Source organism: Lacihabitans sp. CS3-21 (genome assembly GCF_024343675.1).
GTDB lineage: Bacteria > Bacteroidota > Bacteroidia > Cytophagales > Spirosomataceae > Leadbetterella.
Map to the genome: position 1 here is coordinate 17,662 of NZ_RJUD01000006.1, position 20,353 is coordinate 38,014.

A 20,353-nucleotide genomic window follows, 5' to 3' on the forward strand; every position below is an offset into this window, starting at 1 on the left:
ATACTAATTTTTTTGTTTTCAAATTAAGAAGTGTTTTATTTGACCTTTAAATAATAATTCAGGATTTATGAAAAAATCGATAAAGAAAGTAACCGTTTTAGGTGCTGGCATTATGGGTAGCCGTATTGCTCTTCATTTTGCCAATATCGGTTGCGAAGTTTTGTTGTTAGACATGGTTCCGAAAGAACCCAACGACACAGAAAAAGCCAAAGGATTGGATATTTCGAGTCCAATAGTGAGAAATAGAATCGTAAGTGATTTGTTTCAAGCGGCTTGCAAAGCGAGTCCTTCTCCTATATATAGTCAGAAATCTTTAGCAAAAGTGAAATTGGGCAACTTTGAGGACGATATGGTCAAAATCAAAGATGTTGATTGGGTGATAGAAGTTGTTGTAGAAAAACTTGAAATTAAGAAATTGATTTATGACAAAGTAGAGCAGCACCGCAAGCCTGGTACTTTAGTAACTTCTAACACCTCTGGCATTCCTATTCATCTAATGGCCGAAGGTAGAAGCGATGATTTTCAAAAGAACTTCTGTGGAACCCACTTCTTTAATCCACCGAGATACTTAAGATTATTAGAAATTATTCCTGGTCCAAAAACAGATCAGGCTATCATAGACTTCTTGATGCATTATGGTGATCTTTTCCTTGGAAAACAAACCGTTTTGTGTAAAGATACCCCTGCGTTTATTGCCAACAGATTGGGAATTTATGCCATGGTGCAAACCATCAGAGCTACCGAGGAACTTGGACTGACGATTGAGCAAGTAGATAAACTTACTGGTTCTATAGTAGGTAGACCAAAGTCAGGTTCGTTCAGACTTTCAGATGTTGTAGGACTTGATACTACTGTAAACGTATGTAATAACCTTTCGGCTATTTTGACCAATGATGAGTCGGTAGAGGCATTTAAATTGCCTACCATCATGGCTAAGTTGATGGAAAACAAGTGGCTGGGTGATAAAACAGGACAAGGTTTTTACAAAAAAACCAAAGACGAAAGCGGTAAAACGGTAATACTTGGATTGGATTTTGCCACGATGGAATACCGTCCATCTGAAAAAGTAAAATTTGCTACCTTAGAAACCACCAAAGGAATTGATACGGTGGCAGGGAGAATTCCAGTATTATTAAAAGGTACTGACAAAGCGGGCGAATTCTACAGAAAAACTTTTGCTGACGCATTCAAATATGCCTCTTTCAGAATCCCTGAAGTGGCGGATGAATTGTATAAAATTGACGACGCCATTTGTGCAGGTTTTGGTTGGCAATTGGGTCTTTTTGCTACAGCAGATGCAGTAGGAGTGAAGGCTTTTCTAGATATGATGGAAGGGCAAAATCAAAAACCTGCTCAGTGGGTTTATGATATGTTGGCCGCTGGATGTGAGTCTTTCTACAAAATAGAAAATGGCAAAAAGCTCTATTATGATATTCCTTATAAATCTTACAAGGTTATTCCTGGTACAGAGTCGTTTATAATTTTGGATAATATCCGTAAAACCAATGTAGTTTGGAAAAATGCAGGTGCTTCTATCTTTGATTTGGGTGATGGCATCTTGGGCGTCGAATTCCAATCAAAAATGAATACTTTGGGTGCTGAGCCAGTGGAAGCTTTGAATAAAGCCTATGGTTTAGCCGAAAAAGATTTTAGAGGTTTGGTAATAGGTAACGATAGTCAAGAGGCATTTTCGGCAGGTGCAAATTTGGCCATGTTGTTTATGTTTGCCGTTGAGCAAGAGTATGACGAAATTGATCTCATGATTGCACAGTTTCAGGAAACCATGATGCGTGCTAGATATTCGTCTATTCCAGTAGTTACTGCTGCTCACTCTTTGGCCTTAGGTGGAGGTTGCGAAATCAACCTACATGCTGATAAAGTGGTGGCTTCGGCTGAAACCTATATGGGATTGGTAGAATTGGGCGTTGGTTTGATACCAGCAGGTGGTGGAACAAAAGAGATGGCTCTGAGAGCCTCTGATTTGTACCAACCTGGCGACGCTGAGTTGAATATTCTTCAAGCTGCATTTATGAACATTGCTCAGGCGAAAGTTTCTACTTCGGTTCAAGAGGCTTTTGAAATGAATTATCTGAAAACTAATCGTGACCAGATCGTGCTAAACCGCAGCCGTCTGATAGCCGAAGCCAAACAATCAGCAATTGAACTTGCCGAAAATGGTTATACCCAGCCTATTAGAAGAACGGACATCAAAGTGCAAGGAAAAACGGGAATCGCTCTTTTCAAAGCTGGTATAAAATCAATGAGAATGGCCAACTATATCACTGATCACGATGCGTTTATTGCTGAGAAACTGGCGTATGTAATTTGCGGTGGAGATTTGAGCTATCCGCAATTGGTGAGTGAGAAATATTTGCTTGAGCTAGAAAGAGAAGCTTTTCTTTCCCTTTGCGGAGAACGCAAAACCATGGAGCGTATGCAAGGATTATTGAGTGGAGGTAAACCACCGAGAAACTAGCCTCGACTCCGCTGGCTTCGGCTCCGCTCAGCCACCGGACACAAGCCGAAGCGACGAAATTAGGATTAACAAAAATGGATTAAAAAATTTAGTAAAAATGGACGCATATATAATTGATGGATATAGATCGCCGGTGGGAAAAGCTCCCAAAGGTGTTTTCAGATTTACAAGACCAGATGACTTGGCAGCAGATGTTATCAAGCATTTGTTGAGCAAAGTACCTGCTTTAGATCCTACGAGAGTAGACGATATCATTGTAGGAAACTCTGTCCCAGAAGCCGAACAAGGTATGCAAATGGCCAGATATATTTCGCTTTTGGCTTTGGGTAAAACTGTGCCGGGTGTGACGATAAACCGTTACTGCGGCTCTGGTGTGGAATCCATAGCTATGGCGGTGGGTAAAATATCAGCTGGTATGGCAGATTGTATCATAGCTGGTGGTACAGAATCTATGTCGATGGTACCGACAACAGGTTATAAAACGGCTCTGAATTACGGCATAGCAAGCGAAAATCCTGACTATTATGTAGGAATGGGATTAACGGCTGAAAATGTCGCCCAGAAATATAAAATCACGAGAGACGAGCAAGATCAGTTTTCGTATCAGTCGCACCAAAAGGCACTTGCGGCTCAGGCTGCTGGATATTTTGATAGCGGAATTGTGCCAATAGTAGTGAAAGAAACCTACTTTGATGCGGCTTCTGGCAAAAAGAAAACCAGAGAATATACGGTAACCAAAGACGAGGGCCCAAGAGCAGACACCAGCGTGGAGGTACTCGGAAGACTAAAGCCAGTTTTTGCAGCAGGAGGTAGCGTAACTGCAGGAAACTCCTCACAAACATCTGACGGAGCTGGGTTTGTGCTCGTGATGTCCGAGCGATTGATGAAAGAATTGAATTTGACGCCCATTGCCAGAATGGCATCTTATGCTGTGGCTGGTTGTGAGCCAAGTTTGATGGGCATCGGGCCAGTCTTTGCTATTCCGAAGGCATTGGCTCAGGCTGGATTAAAACTTGATGACATTGACCAAATAGAACTTAACGAAGCTTTTGCATCACAGGCGTTGGCTGTGGTAAAAGAACTACAAATAGACCCAGCCAAGCTAAATCCAAACGGTGGTGCCATTGCTCTGGGACATGCTTTGGGTTCTACTGGAGCGAGACTTTCTGTGCAGATTTTCAACGAGATGCGTAGAAGAAACCAAAAATACGGTATGGTAACAGCCTGCGTAGGTGGAGGCCAAGGCGTGGCAGGTATTTATGAGCTTTTGTAATAGATTGATTGTGTAAAAGATAGAATTCGCCTCCAGCAATGGGGGCGTTTTTTTTTGTTCAGGTGGTGCGATTTTTCAAATCGCATTGGTAATGATTTTTAATTGCGTTATTCTTGGATTTGAAAAATCGCTTTACGTATTCTTTAAACTGCCCTTGTTTTGTTACAAAATATTCTTATAAAATTTCTCTAAACCATTTATAATCAACAAAAAATTGGGCTTTCATTTCTCTTGAGCGAAACAGGTGGCTCTATCAATATCTCCTCACTTTGGCAAGCAACCAAAAGCAAGATTTGAAAAATTATTGCTAACATTTGTATTTGTTTTGTCATTTCAGTTTTTATCAACTTCAATTCAATTTAACTATTCTTTTAGAAATATGAATACTATTTAAAGGCTCACTTTATTAAGTTAGAGGTATTAAATTTTATATTTTAATCAATTCCATTTCCTTCAATCTAAATTCGTATTTTTCTTTTTCTCCCCACTTAAAATGAAATATATCTCCTTTCCGCCATCCAATTGTTTCAAAGTGAAGAGGAACATCATCTATACTATCATTTTCATTATTCTCAATATGAATTTTTAAATATGGTTCTTTTTGCGTAATGGGGAAGAATATTGTTTCTAAAGTATTTAAATTTTGCAATGCTAATCTAAAACTATCACTTTTATAACCACGCAAAGTCTGTATCCAACATTTGTGCGTTTTTTGTGAATTTATGTTAGCTGAATAATAATGCGGGAAATACCAATCTGATTTTCCTAAAAATTCAAAAGCTTCTTTTATTGGTTTGGTTTCTAATTCAAATTTATTACTGAAGCTTAATAATGAACCGTAATGACATTCAGAAATATAATTTAATCTATCAATTTCACTTTGAAAGGTATGGAAACGAGACCTAGACATAACATATACACCAGTACCCATAGGATTATAAGGTTGACAAGAGCCTAAAGAAATTTGATTATCTAAATAATTTATTTCATCAGTGGTATAGGTATCGGAATCTCTAATATAATTATGTATTATGGTAGTGTTTGGTACGAAAAATTTATTATGCATTAATAAAACATAAATACTACCGACATAGCTTATTAAATTTCCTATTAATTCACTCTCTAAGCTTGGCATCAACTTAATTCCTGTTTGATTATAAAACCCTATTCCTTCTTCATTTTTATAAAAAAATATTCCATTTCTAATTTCTTTAACTCTGAGGCTTTTTTCTTTAGTTTGTCCCATATAAATTTTTCATATCATTTAACCTTTGCCATGCCATGGTTCTACCAACATACGTGTGTATTCCAGTTTTTAACCGAAGAACCATAAATTCTTTAACCATTCATTTATTTCTATTACTCTGTGTTGTCAATTCCTGTTTAAATACTCTAATAATGAGGCTAAAAGTCACTTTTCGTACTTATGAGCGTGGAACCTTTGCACACCCAAGGAATAGTAGAAGTTATAAAGTAAACAGCATGCTAATCATTTATTGGGTATGCCTTGTAATCAAAATCATTTTTGCTTTAAATTAAGTTTATTGGGACTGAAAATCCTAATTTATTTAGCTTTTAAATGCACTTTCGGAACATGTGAAAGAGTAGATCTAAGTGGTGCGATTTTCCAGATCGCGGTATTTATGATTTGGATTTTGTATTCTTCAGCGATTTGAAAAATCGCTTTACGTTTTCTTTAAACTGCCCTTGTTTTGTTACAAGAAACTGACAAAACTGCCTTTGTTATGTTACAAACTATTTATAGAAAACAGGGGTAAGTCACTTATTATCAACAAAAAAGGAGACTTCTGATTGTAAGTCTCCTTTTTGTAAATTTTTTCAGTACTTTATTGCTTCAATTTCTCCTTAAAAACCTTCTGGAATTTCTCTACTTTTGGTCTTACTACCAACTGGCAGTAGGGGTTTTTGTCGCCGTTGTCGTTGAAATAATTTTGGTGGTAGTCTTCGGCCACATAGAGCTTCGTGAAAGGCTCAAGCTGCGTTACTATTTTGTTGGTATAGGCACCTGCGGCATCTAATTCTTTTATGACATCCTCGGTTATTTGCTTTTGCTCATCGTTGTGATAAAAAACAGAAGATCGATATTGGGTACCTTCATCGGCACCTTGGCGGTTGAGCGTGGTAGGATCATGTACTTTGAAAAATATTTCTAAAAGCTGCAAGAAGCTAATCTTTGTTGGGTCATAAGTAACCTGAATAACCTCAGCATGACCAGTTTCTCCTGTACAAACCTCTTTGTAAGTAGGGTTTGCATTTTTGCCACCTGCATAGCCTGATTCTACCTTTTCTACACCTTCTAATTGTTGATATATAGCCTCTACACACCAAAAACACCCTGCGGCTAATGTTGCTTTCTCCATTTTATTTGTTTCTTTTATCTTGTTATGATTGTTTTTGAGTGTTGGGTTTTCTGCTGAATATTTCTCTATCGATAGCCTAAAAACAATAATAAGCCATTTACTGTTTCTTTTTGGTTCTTAAATTTGCAAAATAGCTTCACAATTTGCTTAAAACAACTCCCCTACTTTTAAATTCTGTTTTTCTTTGTCAAAGAAATATTTATGGATATTTATTTGATTTTCAGATGCTCTGATAGTTTGGTACTCGCCATTTTCTTTCAAAATATAGGTATTGCAGTTGTCAAGTAAGTTTATTTTTAGGATGTTTATCAGCTGCTGTTTGATGTCCTCATTTATAAACTCAAAGAGCGATTCTATGCGTTTGTCAAAACTCCTCACCATCATGTCGGCACTGCCCCCATAAAGCCTTGGTTGGCCTTGATTATGGAAATAAATGATACGAGCGTGTTCGAGATAATTACCTACCAAAGATCTTACACTTATGTTTTCGCTCAAGCCTTTGCGACCAGGTCTTAAGCAGCAAATTCCACGTACAATCAATTCTATTTTTACGCCTTTGTTAGAAGCTGCGTACAATTCTTCAATGATATCTTTGTCTTCCAAAGAGTTTACTTTGAAGCATATTCCAGCTGGAAGGCCTTGAGAAGCATTTTTTGCTTCATTTCTGATTTGTTCAATCAGCGAGTTACGCATGTTTTTTGGGGAGGTTATAAGGTTTTTATAACCAGCTGGTTGCGAGTGACCAGTGATGACATTGAAAAACTCTGCAATGTCTTTGGTGTAGTCTTGATTGGCTGTCAATAAACCGATGTCTGTGTAAAGTTTAGAAGTATCTTCGTTATAGTTTCCACTAGCCAAATGGGCATATTGTATCACTTTTGGACCTTCTTTTCTAACGATAAGCATCAACTTGGTATGGGTCTTCAGCCAACCGATTCCATAAATTACAAAGCAACCGGCTTTTTGTAATTTTTCCGCCTCTCTGATATTGTTTTCTTCATCAAAACGGGCTTTAATTTCAAAAAGTGCTGAAACATGTTTTCCGTTTTCTGCCGCTCTGAGAAGTGCAGAAGTTATCCTTGAGTTTTTGGCCAATCTATAAATGGTGAGCTTTATTGAAAGCACATTTGGGTCATCGGCTGCTTTTTCTAGCAGATTAAGTACGGGTTCAAAACTGTTGTAAGGATGGTGCAAAAGAATATCATTTTCTTTGATTGCATCAAAAATACTAAGTTCCCTATTAAAATTTAATGGAGCCAAAGTGCTTGGAGAGGGAGGCAATAAAGGCTTAAACTCGGCATGGTTTACAATTTGCCAAAGTCTAGTATAATCCATTAACTCATTGTTTACATGGATGTTATATTTGTCAATTTCCCATTTTTTCTTCAATATTTCCATTAAGTATTCTGATGGACGAGTCTCTATCACCAATCCAACTACCCTTCCAGCTTGTCGACTTCTTATTTTTTCTTTTACCTCGTCTACAAAGTCTGCATCCACGTCATCATTTTCGTCTATTGTAAAATCTCCATTTCTTACTATTCTGAAAAGGTCAACCGACTCAATGGCTACGTTTTTGTACAGTTTACCAATTTGATTTCTGATGATTTCCTCTGTTGGCAAAAAGTCTATTACATCTTCATTTTCAAATTCATAGAATTTTGGCAGATTGGTTGGTATCTGCACAAATGAGAGTTTTTTGTTGTCTTCGGTTTCGGGAAAAAGCGTAGTTTGTTGCTCAATAGATACTATTCCCAATATCAAACTTTTGGCCAGAAGGTTTGGAAAAGCATGTGTGTGATCACATACCATGGGCGTAAGCATTGGGTAAACTGTATTTTCGAAAAAATCAGTTACCTCATCTAATTGTTTGTCATCTAGGTTGTTATATTTTATAATTCTGAATCCATTTTTTTCAAATTCAGGTTCAAGGTCTTCTCTGAAAATACGATTTCGCTCGTCAATAAATTTCTTTATTTGATTGAGAAGGACTTTTCTGAACTGCACCTCTCTGAGGCCTGAATAATCAATTCTTTCTTTATCATAGTCTATATAGTTGTACAAGCTGCCCAACCGAACAGCCATAAATTCATCAAGATTGGAGGCCGTTATGGCCATAAACTTGAGCTTTTCAAAAATGTTTAAATCTGTTTTTCTTACCTGATCAAGTACACGTTCGTTGAATTTCATCCAACTTAAATCTCGACTGATAAAGTCTGATTTTTCTATGTTGTTGTCTGATTTTTGGTCTTTAATGGTGGGATTATACCTGTACTCACTTTCCATATTGAAATCAAGTAAGTCTTTAAAAAACGAAACTACACCTTCTGTAACACTACCCATTTGGAATCTTTAATCTTTAAATTTTGGGATAAAATATTTTGCAAATTTCTGAAAAATATAATTATGACAATATTAATTCTTTTCCAAGAAATATTTCCTAATTAACGCAAGTAAGCTCTCGAAATTTGGCTTTTTTCTAAATTATTATTCTAAAAGTTGTACCTTTTCCTATCTCTGATTTAAGCACATAAATTTGGCCACCGTGATAAGTCTCAATTATCCTTTTTGCTAAAGTTAATCCAAGTCCCCAACCTCTCTTTTTAGTTGAAAATCCAGGGTTAAACACTTTGCGTTGAACCGCATTGTTCATCCCTTTTCCGGTGTCTGAAATATCCATCGTTAGTTTTCCTGAGGAATTATAATTCATTTTTATTTCAAGATTTCCAATGCCTCCCATGGCGTCCACTGCATTTTTACAAAGGTTTTCTACCACCCATTCTATGAGATTTTTGTTTATTTTCTGTATATATGGTTTCTCTAGATTGTTGATCAGCGTCCAGTTTATTTTGGTGGAAATGCGTTTTTTCAAGTATTCAACTGCCGATTCTATTAATTCGCCTAAATTTTCCTCTTTCATGGTAGGTTCTGAGCCAATATTAGAGAAACGATTGGTGATGGTTTCGAGCCTTGATATATCCTTTAGCATTTCGTCTCCAATAGAACTATCAAAATCTGGATTAATTTTCAGTACTTCTATCCAACCCATTAATCCTGAGATTGGGGTGCCTAACTGATGTGCCGTTTCTTTGGCCAAGCCTACCCATACACGATTTTGTTCGGCTTTTCTTGAGGATGAATAGGTCAAGTAGGCTAGTGTGCCGAAAACCAAGAATGTTGCAATAAGAATATATGGGAAATAGCTTAATTGTTTGACAATGGTAGAGTTGGCATAATAAACATATCCCTTGCTTTTTCCAACGGTAAACTCCAAGGGCTTGTGTTCCTCAGCCATTTCTGCAACTTTTTCAAGTAGTAGTTTTTCCTTTTCTTTCTCGTCCCATTTTTTGGTGCTATCTTCTAGCTCGGGTATATTGAGATAGATATTTGGACTGCCATCGGTCACCAAAATAGTCGGAACAGTTTCGTTAGCTTTTATTACTTCGTCTACAAATGTGTAGTCACAATCGTTGTTCACTCCTTGATTTATAAAAAAACCCAAACCTTCGGCATATAAACGGGCGTATTTTTCTTCCCTATCTTCTAGAGATTTCCGAACCTCATTAAAGTAATACAACACGCCCACCACAAAAACCAAAAGCACAGCTGTCAGAATGATCCTTTTGGTTGAAATGTTCACATACAAATCGTGGAATAATCTATTTCTTTTCATCAATTTTCAAAAAATATTTTTTCGGATTTTAGTTATTATTTTTCCATGTTAGAATCTAAACTTGGAATTTGGTCGTAGTTATACATGATGGAAGACAGGAAATTCTAATTTAGAATTTTTCTAAATTACAAAAACTGCTTATTGTCATAACAAATATAGGGTAGCTAGGGCGTATTTTTGCATAAATATTTTTCAAATATCAAGGTAATGAGCGAGAGTTTTAGAGTAGTTTCAATTTCTTACAAAAAGGCACCTTTGCAAATAAGGGAAAGATTAGCTTTGGATGAAAGCGAAACAAAGGCGTTTTATTTGAAACTTAAAGAGGTATTAGGAGTAGTTGAGGCCTTGGTTATATCTACTTGCAATCGCACGGAGGTTTATTTTAAGTCAGACTTAGACCTTTCATCGGAAGTTATCAAACTATTGGCTGTTAATAAAGGCGTATCTTCTTTAGAAATCGAAAGTTATTTTGAAATCATCAATGAAGAATCAGCTGCCACAAACTACCTTTTTGAGGTTGCACTTGGTTTGCAGTCACAGGTAATTGGAGATCAGCAGATTATCAATCAAGTAAAGAATGCCTACCAATGGTCAGCTGATATGCAAATGGCTGGGCCGTTTGTACACAGGGTGTTGCACACGGTATTTTATGCCAACAAAAGATTGGTACAAGAGACATCGTTTAGAGATGGAGCGGCTTCTACGAGCTATGTGACGATAGATTTAATGGAAAGTTTCTTGCCGATGTTGGTCAACCCGAGCATTTTGGTTTTGGGACTTGGGGAGATTGGTGAAGACATAGCCAAAACATTGTTTGAGAAAGGAATTAAGAATGTTAGTGTTTGTAATAGAACGAAAGAGAAAGCGGTAGAAATAGCGAAATCTTTCGAAATGGAAGTATTGGATTACATGGATTTGTCTGAGAAGATTCAATACTTTGATGTGGTGATTTCTTCAGTAAGAGCAGAATCACCTGTTGTAAAAGCTGCTTATTTGGCCAATAAAAAAGCGATAACCTATTTGTTTGACCTTTCAGTACCAAGAAGTATTGAGTCTGAAGTAGAAAATATTCCTGGGGTGGTATTATATGGCCTTGATGAAATACAAAAACGATCAGACGAAGCCTTAGAGAAAAGAAAGTCGGCTATTCCACAAGTAAAAACCATCATCAGTGAGATGGTATTGGAGGTAGCTAATTGGTCGAAAGAGATGATGGTTTCGCCAACCATACAAAAACTCAAAAACGCATTGGAACAAATACGTCAAGACGAAATGTCTAGATATTTGAAAACCATGAGTGCTGAAGAAGCGGAGAAAATGGACAAAGTAACTGCGGCTATGATGCAGAAAATTATAAAACTACCGGTACTTCAGCTTAAGGCTGCTTGCAAGCGTGGAGAGGCCGATACACTTATTGATGTCTTGAACGATTTGTTTGATTTGGAGAAAGTAAGTGTTTAATTGTGAAGATATATCTCTGTTAAAAATATTGAAAAAAGGCGACAAGAAATTGTCGCCTTTTTTGCTTCTGTTCCAAAGAGTTTAAAAAAATACCGAGCTCAATTTCTATAATTCAAAGCTGGTTTTCTGTTGCCAAGCAAAGCTTCATACTTAAAATCACCACCCGTTTTTTCTTTAAATTCTATTGTAGCTTTTTGAATAAGTTCTTGATTTTCAAATAAGTCTATCGCACTCAATGCCAAAGTTTTGGCTGCTATCATCATTCCTTTTACTCCTATGCTTGTTCCGCCAGCGGCCACAGCTTGCCAGCTATGGGCAGGTGTGCCTGGTACCCAAGTGGCAGTTCTACAACCCACTGTTGGCACAGCCCAGCTTACATCACCCACGTCTGTAGATCCGCCATTGGCAGAGTTCTCAAGTTTAAGTTCTTGAACTTTAGTAGTAGCATCAAGAGAGCTTTTGAACATCCCTGGAGTAGGTAATATTTTGTTTGCAAATGCCAATTCCTCTGGTGTCATTACATATCCACCCACCATACTCATGTTGTTGTGCATTACTTTGGCAAGCGTTTCGTTGGGTAAGAGTTCGTGCACGCCGCCCAATACTTCTACCTCTACTCTTGTGCCCGTGCCTTGTGCAGCTCCTTTGGCTATGTTTTCCATCCATTCCCACATTTCTTTTACATTGGTGCGGTTGGGATGACGAGCATACACGTATAATTCAGCAAAGTCTGGTACTACGTTTGGAGCTTTTCCTCCTTGTGTAATCACGTAGTGAATACGAGAATCCTCTTGAACGTGTTCACGCATCATATTGATCATGTGTGTCATGGCTTCTATACCATCCAATGCCGAACGACCATTTTCGGGAGAAGCTGCCGCATGAGCCGAGCGACCGTAAAATCTAAACTTGCCCGATTTGTTGGCCAATGAACTTGATGCATTGGCAGAGTTGTCAGAGCTTGGATGCCAGTGCAATACCACATCCACGTCTTTAAATAAGCCCTCACGTACCATATATACTTTTCCAGATCCGCCCTCTTCTGCAGGTGTGCCATAAAATTTTATTGTGCCTTTTTGACCCGTTTTTTTCATCCAGTCTTTTACGGCTACGGCTGCTGCTGTAGAGCCTACACCAAACAAATGATGGCCACAAGCATGGCCTGCTATGCCATTGAGCGATTGTTTTTCTGGGTTTGCTGATTGTGAAAGGCCTGGAAGAGCGTCAAATTCTCCCAAAATTCCAATAACAGGCTTGCCCGAACCAAAAGTAGCCACAAAGGCCGTTGGAATATCTGCTACGCCAGCAGTTACGGTGAAACCTTCTTTTTTGAGCGTGTTTTGGAGAAGCTCTGAGCTTTTGTATTCTTGATAACCCACCTCGGCAAAATTCCAGATGTCCATGGCCATGGAGCTATACTCTGGCTGTCTTTTTTGTATATCGTCAATTACTTGTTTTTTGGTTTGTGCAAAAAGCAAGGGGCTTGTAAGAAGAATAAATAACAGTGTTTTTTTCATTGGGTTTTAGGTTTTTGGTTTGTTGAGTAAATATAAGTTTTTTTCTAAAAAGAAGTTTCTCAAATTGGTGATATCTGGTCTTTTTGTAGATAAAACAATAAGATATACTTATTCAAAGCTTTACAAAAACTTGATTCTGTATATTTTTGGCCAGAGTTTGCCAGTAATCAGAAACTCTCCTTTGGCTGGGTTGTAGGCTATGCCATTCATTTCCATTAGGCCTGGGTTGAGTTTTTGGGCTTCCAGAAAAAGTGGCCCCATATCTACTTTAGCTACTACGTTGCCCGTGTTGGTGTCTATTTTTACTATTTGGTTAGTTGTCCAGATGTTGGCATAGATATAACCTCCCACATACTCCAATTCGTTGATTTTATCTATGGCGTAGCCGTTTTCTCTTACGTTGATTTCTTTGATTTTTGAGAAGTCTTTAGGGCTAAAATAGGTGAGTTTGCTGGTGCCGTCGCTCATGATAAGGTGCGTGCTGTCGTGGGTCATACCCCAGCCTTCGGCGTTGGCGTAAGGATATTCAGCTATTTGTTTGTAAGTTTTGGCATCGTAAACAAAGCATTTTTGGGCTTTGTAAGTGAGCTGGAATATTTTTCCGTCGAGCTTTGCTATGCCCTCGCCAAAGTATTTGTTGCGGTCTATGGCTGCTTTAGGGATTATTTTTCCCGTGGTGGTATCTACTGGCCCGAGGTGCGAGAGTGTATAAGTAAGTTCCTCTGGTGAGCCCGTGCTTTCGAATATCTGACCGTTGTCTATGTATAAGCCCTCTGTAAAAGACTGTATGTCATGTGGATAGCTACCCACTATGCTGTAGTTGAGTGTGGCTGTTGATGCGGGCTCTTCTGTAGTTTCAGTAGTTTCAGTGCTTTTTTTATCGCAAGCAAATACCCAAACCGATACCGCCAATATCCCTATAATGTTTCTAAACATATCTATTCATTGTTTTTTTCTAAACGTAAATATCTGTAGAAACAGAGAGTTTTTCAAATTATTTGGTGGAATTGGGGTGTATTTGAATAATTGTGTAAAGCATTTCTTTTTAATTGAGTGTTTCCAAAGTCTATTTCATAATTTATTTCTATCTACTTTTTGGGTTTGACCTGCGGTCTGGCTATATACCGAAAATTAACCAATTACCACTTTAACCAATTATCCTATTGATACATTTTCCTCAATTTTTCGGGTGGTAGGCCAAGTCCCTCTACTTTTGTTTCCTTGCGACGTTCGTACATCTGCATGCCAAACACCTTGCCCACGGCCTTGATGCCATGCTTGTGGCGTATGCGATCCATGGCTTGGTAGAGGTCGGCCATGTGGGCGGACTTGTCGAAAAGTGTAATCTGCGAATAGCCTGGCACCAATTTGCCAAACTTCACGCCAATGAGCCGAATGAGTAAGCGACGGTCGTAGAGTTTTTCAAATATTTCTAGGGCCTTTTCTTGTAGTTGGTCGTCGTTGGCGGTGTAGCTTACACTCAGCTGCCGCAGGTGGGTGTCGAAGTTGGAGTATCGGATCTTGACCGAAAGTTGCCCTACACAGCGGTTTTTGCGGCGGAGGTCGTAGCAGAGTTCTTCGGTCATTTTTACAAGAATAGACCGCAACAGGCTTACATCAGTGGTGTCTTTGTCGAAGGTCATTTCTTTCGACATCGACTTTTGATCGTGGTAAGGCACCACCGGGCTGTTGTCTATGCCGTTGGCCCTATCCCAAAGGCTGACGCCGTTTTGCCCTAACACGGCCTGTACCATTTTCTTGGGCATTTCGGCCAACATGCCTATGCTCGTAATGCCCATGTTGCGTAGCTGTTGGCCTGTTACTTTGCCTATCATGGGCATTTTGCTTATGGCCAAAGGGCTCAGAAATGAGCGTTCTTCGCCTATCGGTATGAGCTTTTGGTTGTTGGGTTTACATTCGTTGGTGGCTACTTTTGATATTGTTTTGCCGCTACTCATGCCCAGCGATATGGTCAGGCCTGTATCTTTTTTTACCCGCTGCCGCAGCTCAGTGGCGTATTTGTAGCTACCAAAGTATTTATCCATGCCCGTGAGGTCGGCGTAGAATTCGTCTATGGATGCTTTTTCTAGTAAGGGCAGATTGCTTTCCATTAAGTTGGTGACCATGTCGGAGTATTTTACATAACTCTCAAAGTCTCCACGGATCCAGATGGCGTCGGGGCAGAGGCGTTTGGCCATTTTGCCGGGCATGGCTGAGCTTACGCCAAAAGCTCGGGCTTCGTAGCTACAGGCGGCCACTACGCCACGCTCGCTCATGCCACCCACTATCACTGGTTTGCCTATGAGGCTAGGATTTTTGATCCTTTCGACCGACACAAAGAAGGAGTCGAGGTCGAAATGAGCAATGGTTCGTGTTGTTGCTGATTTCATTTTTTAAGTATAAGTAATATTCGTAGCTCAAAATTGACAATTATTTTAGCAGAGTATTGCTTGTATTTTTAGCAAAAATTATTTTGCTAAGGTTTGTAGAGTGAGAGAAAGTTTGTGAGGGTACAAACTTGGGCGGAGATGGGCGAAGTTTGTGATGACACAAACTTGGATGGATACAAAGCTAAATGAGCGAAGCGATAAAAACTTTGAGTAACTCAAAAACACAAAGTAGATAAAAAAAAATCAGTGAAACTCTGTGTCAAAAAAATACTTTGCAAAAATCAATGCACATGCTTGCCTTTCTCTGCCAAAAAATACTCGGCTTGGCAATAAGGGCATTTTACTTTTCCTGTTTCGTTTTTATAGCCCCTGATGTGCTCGTTGAAACCCGAAGCGATAATACCCGCAGGTAAAGCAAATAGTGAAATCCCTGAAATGGCCACAAAAGCTCCCAATATTTTTCCGGCTAGTGTTATAGGGTAAATGTCGCCATAACCTACTGTAGTCATGGTATTTACGCCCCACCAAAGAGCTGCGGGGATACTTGAAAAATTCTTTGGCTGCACAGGGTGCTCAATATAATACATCAAAGAACTAGAGAAAATAATTAAGAAAAAGATAAAAGAAAATGCCAAAATGAGCTCGTCTCGTTTGCTGTTCAATACGTTTTTTATGATTCTAAATGCATGGAAATACCTGCTCATGCGGAAAAGCCTCAGAATACGCAACAAACGAAGCATTCGTATAAAAGCAAAGTCGGTAGCGAAAGCGGAAAGGAAAAACGGTGCAATGGCCAGTAAATCCACAATACCCCAAAACGAAAGCAGAAAACGTACACGGCCGTAAAACGGATGGCTAAATCCCCGAGCCTCAACACAAGACCAAAGACGAAATAAATACTCAACCAAAAAAATAGCTACAGAGAAGTATTCGAAGTCCCTAAAAACGGTATGGTAGTTTTGGCTTAAATCAGGAATAGTATTGAGTATAATGGCTATGGTATTCAGAAAGATAAGTATGGAAAGCGAAATGTTGAATACAAAACTGATTCCTTTTCGCTCAGAATACCGCACATCTAGTGTGCTCCACACTTTTTTTCTAAAGCTACGCTTGTTGCCTATTTCGAGGGTTTTAATCGAGTTTAAGTCCATAGTTTAGTGTTTTTTCGGTTGCGGGTACGCCCTTGCTCATCCATTCGGGTATAGGGGCGTCTTTTAGGTAATAATCAAAATATTGCGACATCCGCAGCGACCAATCTTTGCGGTTTTTGCGTTGCGTCAAACCATGTTTTTCGCCATTATAGTTGAGCATCCACACAGGTTTACCGAGCCTTTTAAGTCCCATAAACATCTCTATGCCCTGGTACCATGGTACAGCACCATCGTCGTCGTTGTGCATCATCAGCACGGGTGTTTTTACATTTGGAAGGTAAAACAATGGCGAGTTTTCGAGATATTTTTTTGGGTTATCCCACAGTGTAAGGCCTATTCTCGACTGCGTCCGTTCGTATTGTGCTTGGCGAGAGTTGCCTGTTTCCCATCTGATGCCACCGTAGGCACTGGTCATATTGGCTACAGGTGCTCCAGCTTCAGCCGCTCTGAAAATATTGGTTTTGGTTACTAACCAAGCTATTTGATACCCACCCCAGCTGTGGCCTTGAACCCCCAGACGGGTGCTATCCACAAATCCCATTTCTATTACTTTCTTTATGCCTGGCAATATACAATCGTAGGCACTTTGGCCTGGTTGACCAGTTTTGTAAACAATATCTGGCACAAACACACAGTAGCCATTGCTAGGGTAATAGGAGAAATTGATGCTCGATCGAGCAGGCTGAGGTACATTATAACGGTAGATTTGATCCGACATTTTTTCATAAAAGTACGTAATCATCGGGTACTTTTTGCTTGGGTCAAAGTTGGCAGGTTTGTAAAGAATTCCTTCCAAATCTTTGTTATCAAGCGATTGGTATTTTATCATTTCGGCAGTACCCCAGTTGATGTTCTCTTGCTGTGGATTAGCTGTGCTTACTTTTCTAACTTCTTTAAAATCAACACCTTTGCTATGCTGTAAGTCAGGAAAAACCTCGAAGTTTTCTTGGGTAAAAACCAAGTCTGAACTTTCTTTGGCTTTGATAATTTTTGGAGAAAAATAAAACTTATCAAACATTACCAATTCTGGAATTGCATTTTCAGTAATACTCAATGTCGCATAGCCCGACTCCATGGTTTTTTGATTGAATACATGAAGTAAGATTACGTTTTTGGTATCAATCTGCGTTTCTTTTTCGTCCAATGAAATGTATCGGTAGCTAAGATTATTTTCTCTGCCATTGGTCAGCCGTTTCCTTTCCGAAGGTTTTGAGAGATTTACGGCCCAAATATCATATTTGTCATATATCCACACTTGGTCATCGTCTTTGGTAAAGCCGGCCATGCCGTAGCTGCTTGGTTCATCGGGATGGTCGTCGTCGGCTTTGTCAGAGAAATTTACATCGTCTGTGAGTTTGTAAGTTTTTTGGTTTCGAACCTGATAGGCAAACCATGCAGTGTCTTCCAAGGCATACCAAACCACAAATTTGCCATCTGGTGACATATGAAGGTCAGTCACTCGTTTATTTTCAAAAACCAGCTTTCGATTTTCAGTTTTGCTTGAAACCGTAAAGGCGTCTATTGGTGGATTAAAAAGCCAGTGTTGATAGGCATATTTTTCGGAAGCCAAAAGTAGCATTTCTTCTTCATTGGCTGTTTTGGTAAGACTTATTTCAGGAAAATCTGGATTTGCCAATTGAACAGTTTTCTGTGTTTTTATGTCAAAAACGGCCAAATAACTTTTTTTAAGGTCGTTTTTGAGGTTGGCCAACTGTTGTGGCATCAGGCGGTTATCTTTCCAATTCCACACATCTAAGCTCACAATGTCTTCTTCGAGCTTGGTGGTATCTTTTATGATTCCTCGAGGTGTTTTTCCGAAAAACAATTTACTTCCATCTTTTGAGAATTTAGGTTCGAAGTCCGTACTGATAAGTGGTAAATTGGCGTTTGTAGGCGTAAGTGTATCGCCTATCAGTTTTGGTTCTTCGGTGTTTTTCCAAAAATATAATGTATGGTTTTTTGTCAAAGATTTTTTGGTAGTATCGGGGTCGAGGATTGTGGCCCAAAGTTGGCCATCTTCAGAGCTGATAAGTTGTTTATATGTGCCTTTTACTTCTGTCAAAAGTTTGGTTTTTTGATCAGTTGTGGAGAATGAATACAAACCAGCTTTCATGGTGCTATCTTTTCCGGTGGTTGCAAAAGTCAAAATTTGCCCTGTGGGATCAAACTGGTATTTATAAACAAAAGGAAACTTATGTAAAGCGTTGTTTTTTAAACTATAAACTTGCAAAGTACTGCCGTTTTCTTCACTTTCCTTTTTGGTTTTTTTTACTTTGGAGGAGGTATCTTTTTTGGTTTCTGGATAGCTCAGAAATGCCAGCCAATCATTTGATTTTTCGGGGAAAATAAAACTCTTTATGTTACCAAATTTTATGGTTTCGAAGGTCGTAAAACTGTGTATGCCAATGCTGTCTTTTGGCATGTCTTCTTTCTTCTTTTTTGCCAATTTAGCAGCTTTTACAATACTTTTTGATGGAGAAATCTTGTAAGCACCCCACTGTGAATCTTGGCTCAGCCAAAGATCAGAGGCACGTTCAACGGTATCAATTGCATTGCCCAATAATGGATATAGAATGAGCTTATTATCACCGTCTTGAGGGCTAAGTACATAAGCTACCCAGTGCCCGTTTGGGGTTATTTTTGTTTCAGATATAGCTTTCCAAGCGTCGTAGTCGGAATGTTGTAAGGGTCGTTTTTGGGCAAAAATACCCGTAGATAGCAATAGTAAGAAAAATAATGTCTGTTTCATTTAGGCGTATAGGCTCAAGCCAGTTAAAGGACTTTCCAAATATAGCAAAAAAATGCTTTGGGCTAAACCACAGACTATACCTTTTTATTGCAACTTGAGCGTAACAATGCTGATAACCGCCAAAACAATGGCTACAATCCAAAATCTCGTTACGATTTTGGCCTCGTGGTAGCCTTTTTTCTGGAAATGGTGGTGCAGCGGTGACATCAACAAGAGTCGATTTTGTTTGGCATATTCCAGCCCTCTTCTGCGTTTTTGGTATTTAAAATAACTCACTTGCAGTATTACCGAGATGTTTTCAGCCAAGAAAATGCCACACATCAATGGAATCATCAGCTCTTTTCTTAGTATTAAAGCCAATGTAGCAATGACACTGCCGAGCATCAAGCTGCCGGTATCGCCCATAAAAACCGAAGCAGGGTAGGAGTTGTACCACAGAAAACCTATGCAGGCACCTAGAAAGGCTGCACAAAATATTACCACCTCCCCAGAATTAGGAATGAGCATGATATTCAAATATTCAGCAAAGACTTTGTTGCCAGATAAATAAGCAAAGACTGCAAGCGTTAGTCCAATAATAGCCGAGGTGCCAGCCGCTAGGCCGTCTATGCCATCGGTGATGTTGGCGGCGTTAGACACTGCTGTGATGATAAACACACAGATAAAAACGTAAGGCAACCAAGCTAAGCTTGCGGGTAGATAACTTGAAAGTATGTCGTAGTCAAGAAGGTTATTTTTTAAGAAAGGGACAGTTGTAGTGAGCGACTGCTTATCTATGAATCCATTGGTGCCGAACTCTCTGATTTTCACGTTATTGTTGAAGTATAGGGTCAGGCCTACTATCAAGCCCAAGCCTACTTGGCCAATGATTTTGAAAGTGCCTTTTAAGCCTTCTTTATCTTTTTTGAAAACCTTGATATAATCATCTGCAAAGCCTATCATGGTGGTCCAAAGGGTGGCCACTATGAGCAAGATGATATATACATTGTCGAGCCTAGCAAACAGCAAAACTGGAATCATCAACGAAGCTAAAATGATGAAACCTCCCATGGTAGGCGTACCTTTTTTCTCCAATTGACCCGTTAGACCCAGGTCTCTGATACTTTCGCCGACCTGCAACATCTGGAGTTTGCGGATGATGGGTTTTCCGTAAATAGCGGCTATCAAGAGCGATAGAATTGTGGCCGCCGAAGCTCTGAACGAAATGTAACGAAACACACCCGCACCAGGAAAATCAAAGGCGTGGTCGAGGTAGCTGAAAAGGTAGTAAAGCATTGTTTTA

General features: G+C 39.2%; 13 protein-coding genes. 3 read left to right on the forward strand and 10 right to left on the reverse strand.

The window, feature by feature from the left end; translation table 11 throughout:
- Window positions 1-67: 67 nt before the first annotated feature.
- Complete coding sequence (locus EGI24_RS05505) at window positions 68-2,476, forward strand: 3-hydroxyacyl-CoA dehydrogenase/enoyl-CoA hydratase family protein (RefSeq protein WP_255047355.1); 2,409 nt, start codon at window positions 68-70, stop codon at window positions 2,474-2,476.
- 97 nt (window positions 2,477-2,573) lie between these two features.
- The gene (locus tag EGI24_RS05510; protein ID WP_255047356.1) at window positions 2,574-3,749 is read left to right on the forward strand and encodes an acetyl-CoA C-acyltransferase; all 1,176 of its coding nucleotides are present in this window, start codon (window positions 2,574-2,576) and stop codon (window positions 3,747-3,749) included.
- A 427-nt stretch (window positions 3,750-4,176) separates the two neighbouring features.
- On the opposite strand, the gene EGI24_RS05515 is transcribed toward EGI24_RS05510, so the two are convergent.
- The 4 genes from EGI24_RS05515 to EGI24_RS05530 all read right to left on the reverse strand — a co-directional run bounded on the left by EGI24_RS05515 (window position 4,177) and on the right by EGI24_RS05530 (window position 9,803).
- The gene (locus EGI24_RS05515; protein WP_255047357.1) at window positions 4,177-4,995 is read right to left on the reverse strand and encodes a hypothetical protein; all 819 of its coding nucleotides are present in this window, start codon (window positions 4,993-4,995) and stop codon (window positions 4,177-4,179) included.
- A 601-nt stretch (window positions 4,996-5,596) separates the two neighbouring features.
- On the reverse strand, window positions 5,597-6,130 hold the full coding sequence (gene msrA / locus EGI24_RS05520) for a peptide-methionine (S)-S-oxide reductase MsrA (protein WP_255047358.1): 534 nt from the start codon (window positions 6,128-6,130) through the stop codon (window positions 5,597-5,599).
- A gap of 147 nt (window positions 6,131-6,277) precedes the next feature.
- The gene (gene ppk1, locus EGI24_RS05525; protein WP_255047359.1) at window positions 6,278-8,473 is read right to left on the reverse strand and encodes a polyphosphate kinase 1; all 2,196 of its coding nucleotides are present in this window, start codon (window positions 8,471-8,473) and stop codon (window positions 6,278-6,280) included.
- Window positions 8,474-8,609: 136 nt separating this feature from the next.
- On the reverse strand, window positions 8,610-9,803 hold the full coding sequence (locus EGI24_RS05530; RefSeq protein WP_255047360.1) for a PAS domain-containing sensor histidine kinase: 1,194 nt from the start codon (window positions 9,801-9,803) through the stop codon (window positions 8,610-8,612).
- Window positions 9,804-10,010: 207 nt separating this feature from the next.
- On the opposite strand from EGI24_RS05530, the gene hemA reads away from it, so the two are divergent.
- Entirely contained in the window at window positions 10,011-11,264 is a 1,254-nt protein-coding gene (gene hemA, locus EGI24_RS05535; RefSeq protein ID WP_255047361.1) for a glutamyl-tRNA reductase, read from the forward strand.
- Window positions 11,265-11,362: 98 nt separating this feature from the next.
- Here the strand turns inward: hemA and EGI24_RS05540 are convergent, their stop codons facing one another.
- The 6 genes from EGI24_RS05540 to mraY form a co-directional block, all read right to left on the reverse strand.
- On the reverse strand, window positions 11,363-12,781 hold the full coding sequence (locus EGI24_RS05540) for an amidohydrolase (protein ID WP_255047362.1): 1,419 nt from the start codon (window positions 12,779-12,781) through the stop codon (window positions 11,363-11,365).
- Window positions 12,782-12,901: 120 nt separating this feature from the next.
- Complete coding sequence (locus EGI24_RS05545) at window positions 12,902-13,717, reverse strand: glutaminyl-peptide cyclotransferase (protein WP_255047363.1); 816 nt, start codon at window positions 13,715-13,717, stop codon at window positions 12,902-12,904.
- A 224-nt stretch (window positions 13,718-13,941) separates the two neighbouring features.
- The gene (gene dinB / locus EGI24_RS05550) at window positions 13,942-15,171 is read right to left on the reverse strand and encodes a DNA polymerase IV (protein ID WP_255047364.1); all 1,230 of its coding nucleotides are present in this window, start codon (window positions 15,169-15,171) and stop codon (window positions 13,942-13,944) included.
- 281 nt (window positions 15,172-15,452) lie between these two features.
- Window positions 15,453-16,322 (reverse strand): ion transporter, encoded by an 870-nt coding sequence (locus tag EGI24_RS05555; protein WP_255047365.1) that lies wholly within the window; start codon window positions 16,320-16,322, stop codon window positions 15,453-15,455.
- Entirely contained in the window at window positions 16,303-19,071 is a 2,769-nt protein-coding gene (locus tag EGI24_RS05560) for a S9 family peptidase (RefSeq protein WP_255047366.1), read from the reverse strand. The genes EGI24_RS05555 and EGI24_RS05560 overlap by 20 nt, the downstream gene beginning before the upstream one ends.
- A gap of 84 nt (window positions 19,072-19,155) precedes the next feature.
- Window positions 19,156-20,346 (reverse strand): phospho-N-acetylmuramoyl-pentapeptide-transferase, encoded by a 1,191-nt coding sequence (gene mraY, locus EGI24_RS05565; protein ID WP_255047367.1) that lies wholly within the window; start codon window positions 20,344-20,346, stop codon window positions 19,156-19,158.
- Window positions 20,347-20,353 lie beyond the last annotated feature (7 nt).

What these genes read in the sequence shown, in the direction of transcription:
- EGI24_RS05505 (WP_255047355.1), top strand. Translation starts at nt 68, where the DNA reads ATGAAAAAATCGATAAAGAAAGTAACCGTTTTAGGTGCTGGCATTATG.
- EGI24_RS05510 (WP_255047356.1), top strand. Translation starts at nt 2,574, where the DNA reads ATGGACGCATATATAATTGATGGATATAGATCGCCGGTGGGAAAAGCT.
- EGI24_RS05515 (WP_255047357.1), bottom strand. Translation starts at nt 4,995, where the DNA reads ATGGGACAAACTAAAGAAAAAAGCCTCAGAGTTAAAGAAATTAGAAAT.
- msrA (WP_255047358.1), bottom strand. Translation starts at nt 6,130, where the DNA reads ATGGAGAAAGCAACATTAGCCGCAGGGTGTTTTTGGTGTGTAGAGGCT.
- ppk1 (WP_255047359.1), bottom strand. Translation starts at nt 8,473, where the DNA reads ATGGGTAGTGTTACAGAAGGTGTAGTTTCGTTTTTTAAAGACTTACTT.
- EGI24_RS05530 (WP_255047360.1), bottom strand. Translation starts at nt 9,803, where the DNA reads ATGAAAAGAAATAGATTATTCCACGATTTGTATGTGAACATTTCAACC.
- hemA (WP_255047361.1), top strand. Translation starts at nt 10,011, where the DNA reads ATGAGCGAGAGTTTTAGAGTAGTTTCAATTTCTTACAAAAAGGCACCT.
- EGI24_RS05540 (WP_255047362.1), bottom strand. Translation starts at nt 12,781, where the DNA reads ATGAAAAAAACACTGTTATTTATTCTTCTTACAAGCCCCTTGCTTTTT.
- EGI24_RS05545 (WP_255047363.1), bottom strand. Translation starts at nt 13,717, where the DNA reads ATGTTTAGAAACATTATAGGGATATTGGCGGTATCGGTTTGGGTATTT.
- dinB (WP_255047364.1), bottom strand. Translation starts at nt 15,171, where the DNA reads ATGAAATCAGCAACAACACGAACCATTGCTCATTTCGACCTCGACTCC.
- EGI24_RS05555 (WP_255047365.1), bottom strand. Translation starts at nt 16,322, where the DNA reads ATGGACTTAAACTCGATTAAAACCCTCGAAATAGGCAACAAGCGTAGC.
- EGI24_RS05560 (WP_255047366.1), bottom strand. Translation starts at nt 19,071, where the DNA reads ATGAAACAGACATTATTTTTCTTACTATTGCTATCTACGGGTATTTTT.
- mraY (WP_255047367.1), bottom strand. Translation starts at nt 20,346, where the DNA reads ATGCTTTACTACCTTTTCAGCTACCTCGACCACGCCTTTGATTTTCCT.